This is a genomic window from Blastococcus goldschmidtiae, from assembly GCF_031845325.1.
In the GTDB taxonomy this organism is placed as follows: Bacteria; Actinomycetota; Actinomycetes; order Mycobacteriales; family Geodermatophilaceae; genus Blastococcus; species Blastococcus goldschmidtiae.
In genome coordinates this window covers 124,348-139,688 of sequence record NZ_JAVREI010000003.1, presented here as the reverse complement: position 1 = coordinate 139,688, position 15,341 = coordinate 124,348, and the positions used below count along the sequence as shown (strand labels likewise).

Annotated in this window: 18 protein-coding genes and 1 tRNA gene; 12 read left to right on the top strand and 7 right to left on the bottom strand. The window is 74.2% G+C overall.

What is annotated here, in order from left to right; genetic code table 11:
• Nucleotides 1–144 precede the first annotated feature (144 nt).
• Nucleotides 145–220 (top strand) — tRNA-Arg (locus RM425_RS07575).
• A 69-nt stretch (nt 221–289) separates the two neighbouring features.
• Here RM425_RS07575 and RM425_RS07570 read toward each other — a convergent pair.
• Complete coding sequence (locus RM425_RS07570) at nt 290–1,579, bottom strand: hypothetical protein (protein WP_311344582.1); 1,290 nt, start codon at nt 1,577–1,579, stop codon at nt 290–292.
• 240 nt (nt 1,580–1,819) lie between these two features.
• On the opposite strand from RM425_RS07570, the gene RM425_RS07565 reads away from it, so the two are divergent.
• The 7 genes from RM425_RS07565 to RM425_RS07535 all read left to right on the top strand — a co-directional run bounded on the left by RM425_RS07565 (nt 1,820) and on the right by RM425_RS07535 (nt 8,316).
• A complete protein-coding gene (locus RM425_RS07565; RefSeq protein WP_311344581.1) occupies nt 1,820–3,025 on the top strand; it encodes a serine hydrolase domain-containing protein in 1,206 nt (401 codons plus the stop codon).
• A gap of 267 nt (nt 3,026–3,292) precedes the next feature.
• Nucleotides 3,293–4,690, top strand: coding sequence for a hemolysin family protein (locus RM425_RS07560; protein ID WP_311344580.1), 1,398 nt, complete (start codon nt 3,293–3,295; stop codon nt 4,688–4,690).
• A complete protein-coding gene (locus RM425_RS07555; RefSeq protein WP_311344579.1) occupies nt 4,687–5,706 on the top strand; it encodes a hemolysin family protein in 1,020 nt (339 codons plus the stop codon). Before RM425_RS07560 ends, RM425_RS07555 begins: the two co-directional genes overlap by 4 nt.
• A 34-nt stretch (nt 5,707–5,740) precedes the next feature.
• Complete coding sequence (locus RM425_RS07550) at nt 5,741–6,187, top strand: SRPBCC family protein (RefSeq protein WP_311344578.1); 447 nt, start codon at nt 5,741–5,743, stop codon at nt 6,185–6,187.
• Nucleotides 6,188–6,225: 38 nt separating this feature from the next.
• Nucleotides 6,226–7,080: an NAD-dependent protein deacetylase gene (locus tag RM425_RS07545; RefSeq protein WP_311344577.1), complete on the top strand. Its 855-nt coding sequence runs from the start codon at nt 6,226–6,228 to the stop codon at nt 7,078–7,080.
• On the top strand, nt 7,077–7,382 hold the full coding sequence (locus tag RM425_RS07540; RefSeq protein ID WP_311344576.1) for a biopolymer transporter Tol: 306 nt from the start codon (nt 7,077–7,079) through the stop codon (nt 7,380–7,382). Before RM425_RS07545 ends, RM425_RS07540 begins: the two co-directional genes overlap by 4 nt.
• A 31-nt stretch (nt 7,383–7,413) precedes the next feature.
• Nucleotides 7,414–8,316 (top strand): MSMEG_6728 family protein, encoded by a 903-nt coding sequence (locus RM425_RS07535; RefSeq protein ID WP_311344575.1) that lies wholly within the window; start codon nt 7,414–7,416, stop codon nt 8,314–8,316.
• Here RM425_RS07535 and RM425_RS07530 read toward each other — a convergent pair.
• A complete protein-coding gene (locus tag RM425_RS07530; protein WP_311344574.1) occupies nt 8,313–8,720 on the bottom strand; it encodes a PaaI family thioesterase in 408 nt (135 codons plus the stop codon). The two genes, RM425_RS07535 and RM425_RS07530, sit on opposite strands and share 4 nt — an antisense overlap.
• On the bottom strand, nt 8,717–9,073 hold the full coding sequence (locus RM425_RS07525; protein ID WP_311344573.1) for a VOC family protein: 357 nt from the start codon (nt 9,071–9,073) through the stop codon (nt 8,717–8,719). Before RM425_RS07525 ends, RM425_RS07530 begins: the two co-directional genes overlap by 4 nt.
• Before the next feature lie 66 nt (nt 9,074–9,139).
• On the opposite strand from RM425_RS07525, the gene RM425_RS07520 reads away from it, so the two are divergent.
• The gene (locus tag RM425_RS07520; protein ID WP_311344572.1) at nt 9,140–9,838 is read left to right on the top strand and encodes a YbaK/EbsC family protein; all 699 of its coding nucleotides are present in this window, start codon (nt 9,140–9,142) and stop codon (nt 9,836–9,838) included.
• Here the strand turns inward: RM425_RS07520 and mscL are convergent, their stop codons facing one another.
• The 3 genes from mscL to RM425_RS07505 all read right to left on the bottom strand — a co-directional run bounded on the left by mscL (nt 9,839) and on the right by RM425_RS07505 (nt 11,362).
• On the bottom strand, nt 9,839–10,300 hold the full coding sequence (gene mscL, locus RM425_RS07515; RefSeq protein WP_311344571.1) for a large conductance mechanosensitive channel protein MscL: 462 nt from the start codon (nt 10,298–10,300) through the stop codon (nt 9,839–9,841).
• Nucleotides 10,301–10,341: 41 nt separating this feature from the next.
• Nucleotides 10,342–10,956, bottom strand: coding sequence for a Flp pilus assembly protein CpaB (gene cpaB, locus RM425_RS07510; RefSeq protein WP_311344570.1), 615 nt, complete (start codon nt 10,954–10,956; stop codon nt 10,342–10,344).
• An 85-nt stretch (nt 10,957–11,041) separates the two neighbouring features.
• Nucleotides 11,042–11,362, bottom strand: a complete 321-nt coding sequence (locus RM425_RS07505) for an FmdB family zinc ribbon protein (protein ID WP_311344569.1) — start codon at nt 11,360–11,362, stop codon at nt 11,042–11,044.
• 184 nt (nt 11,363–11,546) lie between these two features.
• On the opposite strand from RM425_RS07505, the gene RM425_RS07500 reads away from it, so the two are divergent.
• From RM425_RS07500 to RM425_RS07490, 3 genes are read left to right on the top strand one after another with little or no spacing between them, the layout of a single operon-like run.
• On the top strand, nt 11,547–12,467 hold the full coding sequence (locus RM425_RS07500; RefSeq protein WP_311344568.1) for a hypothetical protein: 921 nt from the start codon (nt 11,547–11,549) through the stop codon (nt 12,465–12,467).
• A gap of 39 nt (nt 12,468–12,506) precedes the next feature.
• Nucleotides 12,507–12,800 carry a hypothetical protein gene (locus RM425_RS07495; protein ID WP_311344567.1) on the top strand — a complete coding sequence of 98 codons (294 nt, stop codon included), beginning with the start codon at nt 12,507–12,509 and terminating at the stop codon, nt 12,798–12,800.
• Between the two features lie 40 nt (nt 12,801–12,840).
• Nucleotides 12,841–13,335, top strand: coding sequence for a MarR family winged helix-turn-helix transcriptional regulator (locus RM425_RS07490; protein ID WP_311344566.1), 495 nt, complete (start codon nt 12,841–12,843; stop codon nt 13,333–13,335).
• A gap of 109 nt (nt 13,336–13,444) precedes the next feature.
• Here RM425_RS07490 and RM425_RS07485 read toward each other — a convergent pair whose 3' ends face one another.
• Nucleotides 13,445–14,953: a carboxyl transferase domain-containing protein gene (locus RM425_RS07485; protein WP_311344565.1), complete on the bottom strand. Its 1,509-nt coding sequence runs from the start codon at nt 14,951–14,953 to the stop codon at nt 13,445–13,447.
• Between the last annotated feature and the right edge of the window lie 388 nt (nt 14,954–15,341).

Below are 15,341 nucleotides of genomic sequence, written 5' to 3'. Positions count from 1 at the left end.
GAGCTCGACGTGTGCCCCAGAACGGTAACGCCTGGGAACCGGTTCGTCTCTCTTCGATACGACGACTCGGGTCGGGCGGCGGTTCCGGGCGGGTCACCGGATAGCCTCTGCGCCGTCGGTCCCGCGCGCGCCCGTCGTGCCGAGGCCCCCGTAGCTCAGGGGATAGAGCATCGGTTTCCTAAACCGTGTGTCGCAGGTTCGAATCCTGCCGGGGGCACCAGGACGTCGTGTCGTCCCGCCGTCCCGCTCGGCCGGCCGGGGGACGGGACGCCGTCCCCTGGCCGGCTCCTCAGCGTCCGCCGAGCCGGAAGATCGAGATCGTCCCGTCGTCCTCGTTGCTCGTCAGGAACAGGTGCTGGCGCTGGACCGCGAGCAGCCCCTCGGGTGCCGCACCCGTCGGCAGCACCTGCAGCAGCTCCGGCTCCGACTCGTCGGCGATGTCGTAGACCAGCACCGAGTCGCCGCGCTCCGAGCCGATGAAGGAGTAGTCGGTTCCGCGCAGGGAGGCGACCTCCGCCCCCTCGAACTCCGCTCCCTTGTCGTCGCTGCGGCCGTCGGGGTAGCGACCGGCGTCGGCGAGGGCCTGCTCCGCGCCGGCCCCGGCCGTGAAGAGGACCTGCCCCTCGGGTGAGAAGACCGTCCACCCGCGCCCGCCGCTGGGCTCCTCGGCGAGGTCGCCCTCGTCGGCGGTGATCAGGTTGCCGTCCGGGGTCCACTGGACGGCGTCGGGCTCGCGCGGTGCATCGAACGGGTCACCGAAGCTGACGACGCCGTCGTCGGCCGTGTCGGCGTCGGTGCGCGTCACGGTGCCTGCGGTCCACGAGTCCACGACGCGGCGCGCGTGGAGGTCGACCAGCGCCACGGCGTTGTTCTCCTGCAGGGTGACCGCCGCGAGGCCCGTCCTGTTGATGTCGACGTACTCGGGCTCGGGGTCCTCCGGGTGCCGGGCGCCCTCGAGGCCGGTCAGCTCGACCCGGTCGACCGTCCAGCGCGCGGGTGCCCCGTGCAGGTCCACCACGGCGAGGAAGCCGGCGGGTGCCTGGGGGAGGCCGCCCTCGACGCCGTCGACCTCGACGTCCTCGTCGCGCTGGTTCTCGATGGCGACGGCGGCGACCGAACCCTTGGGGCTGATCGCGATCGAGTCCGGCTGCCCGCCGAGGGGGATGGCCCGGATCACCGTGCGCGTGCGCAGGTCGATCACGGCCAGCTCACCGGAGGGCTGGGTGAACGAGGGGCTCGTGTCCACCACGGCCAGGGCGTGGCGCCCGTCGCGGGTGACGGCGACCGACGTCGGCTCTCCGCCCACCGCGACGGTGCCGAGGGTGCGGGGGTGCGCCGGGCGGGTCAGGTCGACCAGCCCCACCTCCTCGGTGGCGCTGTCGGTGTAGAGCAGCGCGCGGCCGTTCGGGGTGACCGCGAGGATCTCGGCGACCTCACCGTCCACCGCGAAGGTGGCCACCTCGGTGAAGGCGCGGTTCGCCCCGCCGGGTGCCGCAGCCGCGGGGCTCGCGGTCGCGGCGATCAGGGCAGCGACGGCGGGCACCGCGCAGACGAGGGATCGGGCAGGGCGAGAAGGCACGGAGTTCTCCAGGGTCGCGGGACACGTCCTCGCGAATGTGGTCAGCGCCGACGACCGCCGGATGACGAGCGGGCCGATCGCCGGTGTCCTGCGGGCGGCGGGCGCGGACCGGATCAGGCGCCGCGCGGGTCGGCGACCGCGGCGACGTGGTGCTGGGTGGCCGTGGCGGGTCCGTGGCATGGTGTGTCCCGCTCGGGACCTCCGGCCCGGACGTCGTCCCTCCACGGCGAAAGAGGCATCGTGACCTCCACCCCCATCCAGTCCCGTCGTCGGCTCCCGTCGCTCGGCCGGGGGAGGCGCACTGCCGGCGCGCTCGCCGTGCTCGGGCTCGTCGTGGCCGCGGGGTGCTCGAGCGACGGGCCGACGTCGTCGGCGGAGGCCGCGCCGACCTCGACGGCGGACGCCCGCGAGTACGACTTCTCGGCGGTCGAGCCGATCGTCGAGGCCTTCCTCGCCGAGCACGACCTGGAGGGCGCCGGTCTGGTCGTCGTCGAGAAGGACGACGGGATCGTGAGCGAGCAGTACTTCGGCGAGTTCGACGCCGACCGGGTGTCCCTCGTCGCCTCGGCGTCGAAGATGGTCACGGCCGGGGTCCTCGCCCGCCTCGCCGACCAGGACCTGCTCGACCTCGACCAGCCGATCGCCGAGTACGTCGACTGGGCGGCGGGCCACAACCCCGAGATCACGGTCGCCCAGCTGCTCTCGGGCAGCTCGGGCCTCGTGGGACTCCTGCCCACCCCCGCGTACGGGCCGTACCTCTGCCAGTTCCTGCCCACGGCGGAGCTGGAGGTCTGCGCGGCCACCGCCTGGGCGACGCCCGAGGACGACGGCGCCATCGTGCCGCCCGACACCGAGTTCCGTTACGGCGGCGTGCAGTGGCAGATCGCCGGGGCCGTGGCCGAGAGCGTCTCCGGCAAGACCTGGTCGCAGCTCCTCGAGGAGACCTACATCGCGCCGTGCGGTGTCGAGTCGCTGGGCTACAACAACCACTGGACCCAGCTCGGCGCCGGCGGGTTCGGCTACCCGGCCGGCTTCGACGGCGACGTGGGCGTGCTGGCCCCGACCGAGAACCCCCACATGGAGGGCGGGCTGTACATCCAGCCGGCCGACTACGCGCAGCTGCTCCTCATGCAGTTGCGGGACGGCCGCTGCGGCGACACACAGGTGCTGGAGCCGGAGTCGGTGGAGCGCATGCAGACCGACCGGATCGGCGAGGTGTTCGGCGGGGAGACCATGACCGGCACGGGGTACGGCTTCGGCTGGTGGGTCGACCGCGACGACAGCGACCGCATCACCGACGCCGGCGCGTACGGGACGGTGCCGTGGCTCGACCTCGACGGCGGGTTCGGCGCCTACCTGGTGCTCGAGGCGGAGGCGGAGCTCGGGATGTCGCTCGCCGCCGAGCTGTACGAGCCGGTCGAGGACGCGGTCACGGCCGCCCGGTAGCGCCGACGGGGTCGCCTTCGTCGTCACCGTTCCGGTCAACCGCTGGCTGATCGGGCGCGGCAAGGGTCACGCCGTCGTCCACCGGTTCCACGGCGGCGGGCAGCAGCACGGATGACTCGCCGAGTCGCGGAACGTCGCGCCGGGTACGACCGTTGACCCCCGCGAGTGCCGCACGGCGCCCACCATCTCGTCGAAGAGAGACATGAGTACCAGTCACAGTCCCCGGGCCACGACTTCCTCCGCCGGTGAGGGGGTGCGTGGCCGGTGATGGAACTCCTGTCTCTGCTGCTGGGTGTGCTGGTCGTCCTGGCGATCACCGCCGTCACGGGGTACTTCGTGGCCCAGGAGTTCGCCTACATGGCGGTCGACCGCTCGACGCTGGCCGCCCGTGCCGCCGATGGTGACGCGGCTGCCGAACGCTCGCTGAGCGTGACCCGCCGCACGTCGTTCATGCTCTCGGGCGCGCAGCTCGGCATCACCGTGACCGGGCTGCTCGTCGGCTACGTGGCCGAGCCGCTGATCGGTGAGTCGCTCGGCGCGCTGCTGGGCGGTGCGAACGTGCCCGCCGGGGTGAGCGTCGGCATCGGCGCGGTCCTGGCGCTGCTGTTCTCCACGCTGGTGCAGATGCTGTTCGGGGAGCTGTTCCCGAAGAACCTCGCGATCGCCAAGCCGGAGCCGGTCGCGCTGTGGCTGGCGACCTCCACCGTGCTGTACCTCAAGCTGTTCGGCTGGCTGATCTGGGTCTTCGACCAGGCGTCGAACCTGCTGCTCAAGGCGCTCAAGATCGAGCCGGTGCACGACGTCGAGCACGCCGCCACCGCCCGCGACCTCGAGCACATCCTCGAGGAGTCCAGGGAGAGCGGGAACCTGCCCGCGGAGCTGTCGATGATGCTCGACCGCATCCTCGACTTCCCCAACCGCGACGTCGAGCACGCCATGATCCCGCGGCCGCGGGTGGGCACGATCGCGATCACCGACACGATCGGCCACCTGCGCGAGCTGATGGCGCAGGGCCACTCCCGCTATCCGGTGCTGGACACCGCGACCGGTGACGTGGTCGGCGTGGTGCACCTCGTCGACCTGCTGACGACGACGGCGCCCGACGACGCGCCGGTGACCGCCGTGGCCCGGCCCTCCCTGGTGGTCTCCACCTTCACCTCGCTGCCCGATGCGCTGCGCCGGCTCTCGGACACGGAGGACAGGATGGCCTGCGTCATCGACGAGTACGGCGGCTTCGCCGGCGTGATCACCCTCGAGGACCTCGCCGAGGAGCTCGTCGGGGAGATCACCGACGAGCACGACGAGGAGCGCCCCGACTACGTCCCGGTCGAGGGCGACGGGATCTGGGAGATGCCCGGCGACGTCCACGTGGACGAGGTCGAGCGCGCACTCGCCGTCGACCTGCCCCGCGGCGACTACGAGACCATCGCCGGACTCGTCATCGCCGCGGCCGGCACCCTGCCCGGGCCCGGCACCCGGCTCACCATCGAACTCCCGCCGGACCCGGGCGACCTCGTGCGCGAGGACGACCCGGAGGTACGGCTGCTCAGCGTCGAGGTGCTCGAGGTGGAGCGGCACGTGCCCTCGCGCGTGCGTCTCGAACTTCCCGACCGCACTGCTGCCGCCCAGGACGCGGCCACCACCACCGAGGAGTCCTCCCGATGACCGACAACCCGTGGGTCGTCGTCACCGCCACGGTCGTGATCGTCGCGCTGAGCGCGTTCTTCGTGGCGGTCGAGTTCGCCGCGCTCGCCGCCAAACGGCACCGGCTCGAGGAGGCCGCGCCCACGAGCCGTGCCGCGCGGGCCGCGCTGCGGAACTCCGCGGAGCTCACCCTCCTGCTGGCCGGCTCGCAGCTCGGCATCACCGCCGCGACGCTGGCGCTCGGTGCCATCAGCAAGCCGGCGGTGCACCACTGGCTCACGCCGCTGTTCGAGGACTGGGGGCTGCCGCTGGTCGCTGCCGACGTCGTCGGGTTCGTCCTCGCCCTGCTGGTCGTCACCTTTATCCACCTGGTGGTGGGCGAGATGGCCCCCAAGTCGTGGGCGATCGCGCACCCCGAGCGCTCGGCCACGCTGCTCGCCGTCCCGATGCGCGCCTTCATGGCGGTCTTCCGGCCGCTGCTGCGGGGGTTGAACGCGGCGGCGAACCGGCTGCTGCGCTGGGTCGGCGTGGACGCCGTCGAGGAGCTCGCCGTGGGCCACAGCCCCGGCGCGCTGCGGCACCTGGTCGAGCACTCGGCGAACGTCGGCGCGCTGGACGCCAGCTTCTCCGAGCAGATCTCCGGAGTCCTGGAGCTGGAGCAGCTCACCGTGCGGGAGCTCCTCGACCCCCACGCGGCGCTGGCGGCCGTGCCCTCGGGGGCCACGGCGGGTGAGGTGCGCGCGGCCACCCGACGCACCGGCCACCTGCGCATCCTGACCCGCGACGGGAACCGCATCGACGGTGTGGTGCACGTCCGCGACACCCTCACCGCGGCCGACGAGGCGCCCGTGGCGGAGTTCGTCCGGCCGGTGTTCAGCCTGGCGGCGGACACCACGGTGCACGCCGCGCTCACGGCGATGCGCGAGACCCGCAACCACCTCGCCGTCGTCACGGACGCCGACGCCGTCGTCGGGGTGCTCACGCTGTCCGACGTGCTGCGCCGGTTGTTCCCGCCGCGCGAGGTGGTGACCGCGTGACCGCGGCGTCCGGCTCCGCGAGAGGATGGGCGGCATGAGCCAGGTCGTCGTCAACGCCGAGAAAATGATGTCCGCACCCGCCGAGCAGGTGAGCCGGGCGCTGGCGGACTACGAGACGGTCCGTCCGCGGATCCTGCCCGTGCAGTTCAGCGACTACCGCGTCGAGACCGGCGGACACGGCGCCGGCACGACGGTGCACTGGAGGTTCGCCGCGACCTCCAAGCGGGTGCGCGACCAACTGCTCGACGTCACCGAGCCGGCGCTCGGCACCCTCGTGGAGACCGACCGGAACTCCTCGATGGTGACCACCTGGACGGTGCTGCCCGCGGGCACCGGCGGATCCACCGTGAAGGTGCGCACGACCTGGGACGGCGCCGGCGGCATCGGCGGCTTCTTCGAGCGCACCTTTGCGCCCAAGGGCCTGGGCCGGGTCTACGTCGATCTGCTGCACAGGCTCGACGCGGAGCTCGCCGCCGGCTGATCCGGGCGCGGGCCCCGATTCGCGGGGACCATGGGCCGGTGACCCTCGCTCCGTCCGCTGCCGCGACCGGCACCCCGCTGGACGCTCTGGCCGACCTGGTGGCCGACGGCGACGTCGTCGTCCTGTCCGGTGCGGGCCTGTCCACCGACTCGGGGATCCCGGACTACCGCGGCGCCACCGGGAGCCTGCGCCGGCACACGCCGATGACGTACCAGACCTTCACCCGCGACCCCCGCGGGCGGCACCGGTACTGGGCGCGCAGCTTCGTCGGCTGGCGGCAGATGCGCGACGCGCGACCCAACGACGGGCACCGCGCGGTGGGTGCGCTGCAGGCCGCCGGGTTGCTGGGCGGCCTGATCACGCAGAACGTCGACGGTCTGCACCAGGCCGGCGGCGCCACGGACGTCGTCGAGCTGCACGGCGGGCTGGACCGCACGGTGTGCCTGGGCTGCGGCGACGTCGCCGACCGCGGGGCGCTCGACGAGCGGCTGCGGGCGGCCAACCCCGGATTCGGACCGCGGGTCGACGGAATCAACCCCGACGGCGACGCCGAGCTCCCCGACGAGCTGCTCGACGGCTTCGTGATGGTCGAGTGCCTCGCGTGCGACGAGGACCTGCTCAAGCCCGACGTCGTGTTCTTCGGGGAGACGGTGCCCCGGGACCGCGTGGACCACTGCTTCGCGCTGGTGGAGCAGGCCGGCAGCCTCGTGGTGCTCGGCTCGTCCTTGACCGTGATGAGCGGCTACCGGTTCGTGCTGCGCGCAGCGTCGCTGGGCGTGCCGGTGGCGATCGTCAACGCCGGCCCCACCCGTGGCGACGCCAGGGCCGACGTCCGGGTCGACGCCCCGCTCGGGGAGGTCCTCCCGGCACTGGCCGGACGCCTGGCCGGATGACCCGCGTGGTCGAGCGCACCGACGACGGGCGGTTCGTCGTCGTCGACGGACGGCGCTGGCGGACCGCGGACCCGGCGTTGCCCGAGGACGTCCGCGAGCGGCTGCTGCACCACCTGGGCGTCGGCCGGTCCGGGGTGCGGACGGCGAGGTCGGCGGGGGACGACGCCGCGGTGGCCGCCGCCCGGGCGCGGGTGCAGCTGGCCAAGACGGGGCTGGGAGAGCGCGGCACCGCCTGGTGGGAGCAGTCCGACGCGGAGCGGAGGGACCGCTGGGAGACGGCGCTGCGCCACCTCGACGGTTGAGCCCGCCGCCGCAGGGGCAGCACCGCTGACGATGCAGACCTTCCTGCCGGTCGCCGACTTCACCGAGTCCGCCCGTCACCTGGACAACCCCCGGCTCGGCAAGCAGCGCGTGGAGTGCCTGCAGGTGCTGCGCGCCCTCGAGCTACCGGACTACGGGTGGGCCAATCACCCGGTGGTCACCATGTGGCGGGGACACACCGCGGGGCTGGTCGTCTACTCGCTGGCGATGGTGCGCGTCTGGCGGGAGCGCGGCTTCGCCGACACCACCGAGACCCTCATCGCCGAGTTCGCCCCCGACGCCGCGTCCATGACCCAGGAGCAGGCGGCCGCCACCGGGCTCCTCCCCAGCTGGGTCGGCGACGAGGAGCTGCACCTCTCGCACCGGTCGAACCTGCTGGCCAAGGACCCGGACTTCTACCGCCCCCGGTTCCCCGGCGATCCCGACGACCTGCCGTACAAGTGGCCCGGCTCCGACGACGTGCCGCCGTCACCGGCACCCGAGGGCGTCGGCGTGTGGGTGGTGCGGCCGCGGGCGCACAACGAGCTGGGCGCCTGCCTGGCCGCCGGCGTGGTGGGGCTGGGCACCCAGTCGGGCATCGACGTCGACGCCACGGGGCTGGACCCCGTCGAGCTGCGGAACCTGTCCAAGGAGATCTCCGGCCGCCGGCCGGCCAAGGACCTGCGCCAGCTCTCGGCCTTCCTCGACGAGATGGTGCCCGAAGACCGCGTCGCGCTGCCCGTCGAGCACGGCGCCGGGCTGCTGCTGGGCGAGGTCGTGGGGGACTACCTCTTCCAGGGCCGCGAGCTCCTGCCGCACCGGCGGCCGGCTCGCTGGGAGCGGGTGGTGCCGCGCTCGGCGGCGCGCCCGCCGGCCACGCTGCAGGACCCCCGCGCCCTGTTCCGCGTCGTGCTCGACCCGGCGGCGGTCTCCTAGCTCCCGGGCAGGGGGATGTTCTGCAGGCGGACCTGGCCCCAGGCGACGAGCTTGCCGTCGTCGGTGCGGGTCAGTGTCACCTGCCAGAGCTGCTGGGTGCGCCCCTGCTGCACCGGCTCGGCGACGACGTCCACGCGCCCCTCGACCATCGAGCGGATGAAGTCGGTGTTGTTGTTGACGCCGACGGAGAACTGGCCCTGATCGCGCACCGCCTCGCTCGCCCCGATGCTGGCCGCGGTCTCGACGATCGCGCAGTAGACGCCGCCGTGCACCACGCCCCACGGGGTGTGCTGATCGGGACCGAACACGGCGTGCCCGGTCACCCGGGTGCCGCTCTTCTCCTCCGTCCGGAAACCCATCGCGGCCACGAAGGGCGGCGGGGTCGGCGGCTGGTCGGCGGTCACGCGTCCCACACCAGGCAGAACGGGTGGCCGGCCGGGTCGGCGTAGACGCGGAAGTCGCCGCCCTCACCGGGCAGCCGGCGAGCGCCCAGGGCGAGCACCCTCGGCTCGGCCTCGGCGATGTCGGCGACGCGGACGTCCAGGTGGAACTGCTGGGGGCGCTCGGGGTCGGGCCAGTCCGGCGGGCGCAGGTCGGGGGCCTGCTGGAAGGCGATCCGGTAGCCGGCGCCGGTGACCACGACCCACTCGTCCCCGGGCTCTCCCTTCACCTCCATCCCGAGCAGGTCGGCGTAGAAGCCGGCGAGGGCGTGGGCGTCGGGCGCGTCGATCACGACGGAGTGCAGCTGACCGATCATGGTGATGATCCTGGCCCGGCCGACCCCGCGGTGCAGCCGATATCCGCGCTGGCGCAGGATCGGGGCGTGGCCGCGATCCCGCCCGTCCTGGGCTCCCTGACCTGGCTGCCCGCCGCCGAGCACCCCGACCTGCTGGGAGCTCCGGTCGCCGCTGCCCTGTCCCAGCTCACCGGTCCCGCCTGGGTCGCCGCGATCGACGACGAGCTGGCCGACACCGCGGCGTTCACCGACGCCTACGGGGTGCCGGCGGAGGCCTCGGCGAACTGCGTGGTGGTGGCGGCCCGTCGCGCCGGTCAGACCACGCTCGCCGCCTGCCTGGTCCTGGCCACCACGCGCGCCGACGTCAACGGGCTGGCCCGTCGCCACCTGGGGGCGCGGAAGGCCTCGTTCGCCCCCCAGGACGTCGCCGTCGCCGAGAGCGGCATGGCCTACGGCGGCATCACCCCGGTCGGGCTGCCCTCGTCGTGGCCGGTGCTGATCGACGCCGCCGTCGCCGCGGCCGATCTCGTGGTGGTCGGCTCGGGCACCCGGGGGAGCAAGCTCGCCGTCCCGGGTGCGGTGCTCGCGGCACTGCCGTCGGCGGAGGTGCTCGAGGGTCTCGGGCAGCCGCTGCCCGACGAGACCCCGGCGGTTCCCGCGCCGCCCGCAGCCGCGCGCCGGGCGCCCGACGACAGCGACGTGGGCTGGGGCGACCGGGCGGCCGAGCCCTCCGACAGCGACCGGCGCTATCTGGAGGACCGGCCGCCGCACTGGGGCAGCGACTGATCAAGGACCCTCCTGCCCCCCGCCACTCGCAGGCTCGCGGCGGGACCCTGCAGGAGGGCCGCTCCGGTCGGTCCCCACCTGCTGCGCGCGCAGCAGGTCGCGGATCTCCTCGAGCAGCTCGACCTGGGTGGGGACGACCGGGCCGGGCTCCTCGCCCGCGGCGCGGCGCTCCAGCAGCCGCTTCATCGGGGTGACCACCACGAAGTAGAGGACCGCGGCGGTCAGCACGAAGGTGATGAGCTCATTGACGAAGCTGCCCCAGGTGAACTCCTGCTCGTCCACCTTGTAGATGCCGCCGTCGACGCCGCCGCCGCTTACGAGCCCGATGAGCGGCTCGAGGAAGGAGGTGGTGAAAGAGCCGACCAGCGCGGTGAAGGCGGCGCCGATGACGACGGCGACGGCCAGGTCGATGACGTTGCCGCGGAGCAGGAAGTCCTTGAAGCCCTTGATCATGGGCGCCATCCAACAGCGCTGCGGGGGCTGCCCGCGGGAGCCGCGACGGATCAGGGTGGCGGGAGGCTCACCGTGAGCGTCGCGCTGGTCGCCGCCGCGGCCAGCCGGGCCGCCGTGCCGGCGTCGACGGCCACCAGCAGGAGTCCCGCCGTCGGGTCCTCACCCGATCCACCGGCGGCCAGGACGCGCACTCCCGATGCCAGGGTCTCGGCCTCGACGGCGCCGGGACCGGTGGCCAGCACGTCGACCCGGTCGCCGGTGCGCACGAGCGCGGCCACGGCCAGGTCGGCGAGCCGGACGGGGGCTGCCACCTGCCCCTGCGGCAGCAGCGTGGTGAGACCAGGCCCGACCAGCCGGGTACCCGTGAGCGGCTCGCCCGCACCGATCGGGCCGGCGAGCACCCGGCCCACCAGCAGGCCGGGCTCGGCGACCACACCGGCGGGGGCCGTGCCGGGCGGGTAGCGGGCCAGGGCCAGGTCGTCCTCGCCCAGCGGCCGGCCGGCGTCCAGCGACCGTGCCGCGACCACCACCGGTTGCGCTTCCGGTGCCGCCGCGCCCGCCGGTGGCCCCGGACGCAGCGCGAGCACCAGCGCGACCGCGGCCAGCACGGCGGCGGCGACCCGCCGGGCAAGGGCGGCCGGGGAGCGGGGGCGGCGGAAGCGCATGTCCCGAGCCTTCCCCGGCCGGCACGCCAGCGGGGGAGCGGCGGACCAGATGTGGACGGACCCGCCGGTTGTGGACGGGGCCGGGTCAGTCGGCGGCCTTGGCCCCGCTGCCGGAGGTCGTGGCGGGCTTGCTCGCGGCCGGTGTCGCCGGGGTGGAACCGGCCGACGAGGAGCTGTCCGACGACGAGGAGCTGGAGGACGCGGTCTCCGAGGCCGACGAGGCCTTGCGGCTGTCGGTCCGGTAGAAACCCGAGCCCTTGAAGACGACGCCGACGGAGCCGTAGACCTTGCGCACCGGCGCACCGCACTCGCGGCACTCGGTCAGCGCGGCGTCGGTGAACGACTGCACGACCTCGAACTCGTGCTTCCCCTCGGGGTTGGTGCAGGCGTACTGGTACGTGGGCACGGTGCTGGGCTCCCTGGTCGAGCGGAGGTCGGTGCCGGGGCTGGCACTCTCGCCCGGCGACTGCCAATGATGCGCCATCCGGTGGCCGTGCGTCCACGCACCGTCGTCGGCGCGCGTGCCGTCCACGGCGGGGAAGCCCGGCGAGCCGGTGGACGGCGGTGCCGTTCTGCGGTGTGATCCGCGCATGCGACGTAGCGACCAGGTCAGCGGCGCCACCTCACGCGGTGCCCGTGCCGCCCGGGAACTGATCGTGGGAGCGGCCCTCGTGCTGGCCCTCGCCGGGTGCTCCGGATCGCCCGAGGAGGTCGTGCGCACCAGCGGGGCGCTCGCCGACGGGTTCGAGATCGAGCCGGGGTCGGGCCTGGTCGGTGCGGTGTTCCCCCGCGGCGCAGCGGGTCAACTGGCGGTCCTCCGTGTCGACGGCGACCTGCCGCGCGTCTTCGAGGGGTACGTCCGGCAGGCCGAGGAGCTGGGCTACCCGGTGGGCTCCGAGGGCGGCGGCGTGGATGCGGAGTGCAGCGGCCCCGACGACGGGGAGGACGACCAGATCGTGGGGGACGACGCGACCGAGGACGACCCGGTCGAGGGCAGGTTCCGGACCGAGTGCGCGGCGTCGGGCCTGGAGATGTCCGAGTCGGAGGTGTCCGTGCTGTCCGTGCGGGGCCTGGGCGAAGCGGACGGCACGGGCTACATCGTCCTCGAGACCGACCAGCACTCGAACGAGGTCCCGGAGCGGCCCGCTCTCGCGGCGGAGGGCCCGGTGGCGTCGCCCACGGACGACGAGCTCGCGCCCGATCTGGCGCCATCGACGGATGTTCCGCCCCTCCACATCGTGGAGGGCAGCGAGCTGGTCACCGACCCGCTCCCGTCCGGATGCACGACCGGTGGATACGTCGCGGTGCTCGAGGTGACGGGCGAGCTCATGCCGGTCATGCGCGGCTACCTGGAGCAGTTCACCGACACCACCGGCTTCACCAGCGAGGGGCTCGTCGGGGACGACGAGGAGCCGCGCGTGATAGCCGAGGCGGCTGGTGGGGGCAGCCTGAACGCGCTCGGGGTCGCCGGCGACCCCTCGTACGTGCTGATCGAGCGCTGCAACGACTGACGCGCGGTGAGACCGGGGGGGCCGGGTAACGGTCCTCCCGTGGCAGCGAGCGCGGCGGTGGCGGCAGCGGACCAGTGGGTCGACCCCGAGGACGGCATCCGGTACCCGGCCGGTGAGGTGCACGGCTGGCAGCAGGGGCGCAACGAGACGGTGTGCGGGCTGTCCCTGCACAGGTCGGGGCTGCGCCGCTTCCCGCACGTCGGCTGGGCCGACGTCCAGCCGGAGAGCGGCCGGCACGCGGAGGAGGTGCAGGCGGTCTGCCGGCGGTGCCGGGCCGCGCTGGGCGGGCGCCGCGACGAACGCGGCTGGACCCGGGTGAACCCCCGCCCGTGACCGTGGTGGGTGCGCGCGGGTGGCCAGTACGGTCTCCGCCGTGGCGCAGCGGTGGCTCGACGAGGACCAGCAGCAGACCTGGCGGGCCTGGCTCTCGGTGTCGGAGCTGCTGCCCCGCGCCCTGGACGCCCAGCTGCAGCGCGACGCCGGCATCAGCCACGCCGCCTACATCGTGCTCGCGATGCTCTCCGAGGCGCCCGACCGCAGCCGGCGGATGAGCGACCTGGCCCGCCGGTCGAACCAGTCGCAGAGCCGGCTCTCGCACACGGTGGCCCGGCTCGAGGAGCGGGGCTGGGTGCGGCGGCAGCGCCCGGCCGAGGACGGCCGCGGCAACCTCGCCGTCCTCACCGACGCTGGCTGGGATGTCGTCCAGAAGCTGGCCCCCGGCCATGTCGACGCCGTCCGGGAGGCGCTGTTCGCCCCGCTCACCGGCGAGCAGACCCGCGTGCTGGGTGATGCGTTCCGCGCGGTGCTGGACCGGCTCGACCCCGACCGCAGCCTGCGCTTCCAGGAGGGCGACGAGCTCCCGCGCTGAGCCTGCACCGTCGTCGTCCTCCCTCACCTCCGGGCGTCCTCCCTCACCGTCCACCGTGAGGGAGGAGGCGCCACGATCAGGTCACCTGATCGTCGCGTCGGACGAGTGATCAGCGGCCCAGGTGGCGGTACCGGTGCAGCCGGGTGCGGAAGCGCTCGGTGTCGTCGCGGCCGAGCAGCCCGGCGAGCTCCTCGCCCAGCACCCGTCCCAGCCGCAGGCAGAACTCGGTCGGCTCGTCGGCGGCGTCCGGGCGCTCGGGGACGACGCGGTCGACGATCCCCGCCCGGCGCAGATCGGTGGCCCGCACGCCCTGGTGCGCGGCCATCTCGCCGGCGTGGTCGGTGTCGCGGTGCACGATCGCCGAGGCACCCTCCGGCGGCAGCGGCCCGAGCCAGCCGTTGGCCGCGGCGAGCACCCGGTCGGCCGGCACGAGCGCCAGCGCGCCACCGCCGGTGCCCTGCCCGAGCAGCACGGCCAGCGTCGGCGCCTGCAGCATCACCAGGTCCTGCAGGCAGCGGGCGATCTCGCCGGCCAGCCCGCCCTCCTCGGCCTCCCGGGACAGCGCGGCGCCGGGGGTGTCGATCAGCGTCACCAGCGGCAGCCGCAGTTCCTGGGCCAGGTGCATGCCGCGCCGCGCCTCGCGCAGTGCGGCCGGCCCCAGGGGCGCCGCCGTCGACTGGCCGCGCCGGTCCTGCCCCAGCACCACGCAGGGCGCCCCGCCGAACCGGGCCAGGGCCAGCAGCAGGCCCGGGTCCTTCTCCCCGGCCCCGGTGCCGGACAGGCCGACGACGTCGGTGGCCGCGGCGCGCAGCAGCCGGCGCACGCCCGGGCGGTCGGCCCGCCGCGACGCGGTCACCACCTCCCACGCCGTGCGGGTGTCGCCGGCGTCGGCGTCGTCCTCCGGGCCGGGCCGCCCGGCGGAGGCGACGTCGACGTGCCAGGTCTGCCGGGCCGCGAGCACGCGCAGGGCCCGGTCGGCGACCTCGGCGATCTCGTCGTGCGGGACGACGGCGTCGATGAGCCCGTGCTCGGCCATGTTCTCCGCCGTCTGCACGCCGTCGGGGAACGGCTCCCCGTACAGGGCCTCGAACACCCGCGGGCCGAGGAACCCGATCGAGGCGCCCGGCTCGGCGATGGTCACGTGCCCGAGCGAGCCCCAGGAGGCCAGGACCCCGCCGAAGGTGGGGTTGCGCAGGTAGACCAGGTAGGGGAGACCGGCCTGCTTGTGCCGCGCGATCGCCGCGGTGATGCCGATCATCTGCAGGAAGGCGACGGTGCCCTCCTGCATGCGGGTGCCACCGGACACCGGGGCGGCCAGCAGCGGCAGCCCTTCGTCGGTCGCCCGCTCGACGGCCGCGATCAGCCGGTCGGCGGCGGCGACCCCGATGGAGCCCGCGAGGAAGCCGAACTCCCCGGCGACCACGGCGACGCGGCGGCCACGGAGCAACCCCTCGCCGGTGATGATCGACTCGTCCTGGCGGGTCTTCTCCGCCGCGCGGGCCAGCTCCTGCGCGTACTCCTCCGGGACGTCCCGCACCGGGATGGGGGAGTCCCAGGACCGCCACGAGCCCGGGTCGAGCACGAGGTCGCGCAGTGCGCGGGCATCAGTGCGGCTCATGTCTCCCTCGATCGGCCAGGCGCGGAGCTACCAGTCTGACGCGCCCGGCTCCGGGGGGAGCCACGAGGTCGCGGCGGGTGGGGGTCACCGTCCCGCCGTCCGGGCGAGGCACCAGTTGGCCAGGATGCCGCAGCAGACGGAGCGTGGCGTTGTCGACGTCGATCAGGAGCGCCTGCGACAGCGTTCGTCCCAGCCACACACGCGCCGATTCGCTCGCGCTCCGCCAGCCCTCCCAGCTTCCAGCGGCGGCCCGAACCTCATGGCCGCATCGCCGACGTGGTCGGTCGTGCCGGCCTCCCTGCAACGCGAGGACGAGGACGATCACGACGGCGATGAGCCGCACCGTCGACAGTTGCTCTGGCAGACCGCACCCTCGTGATGCAGGCGC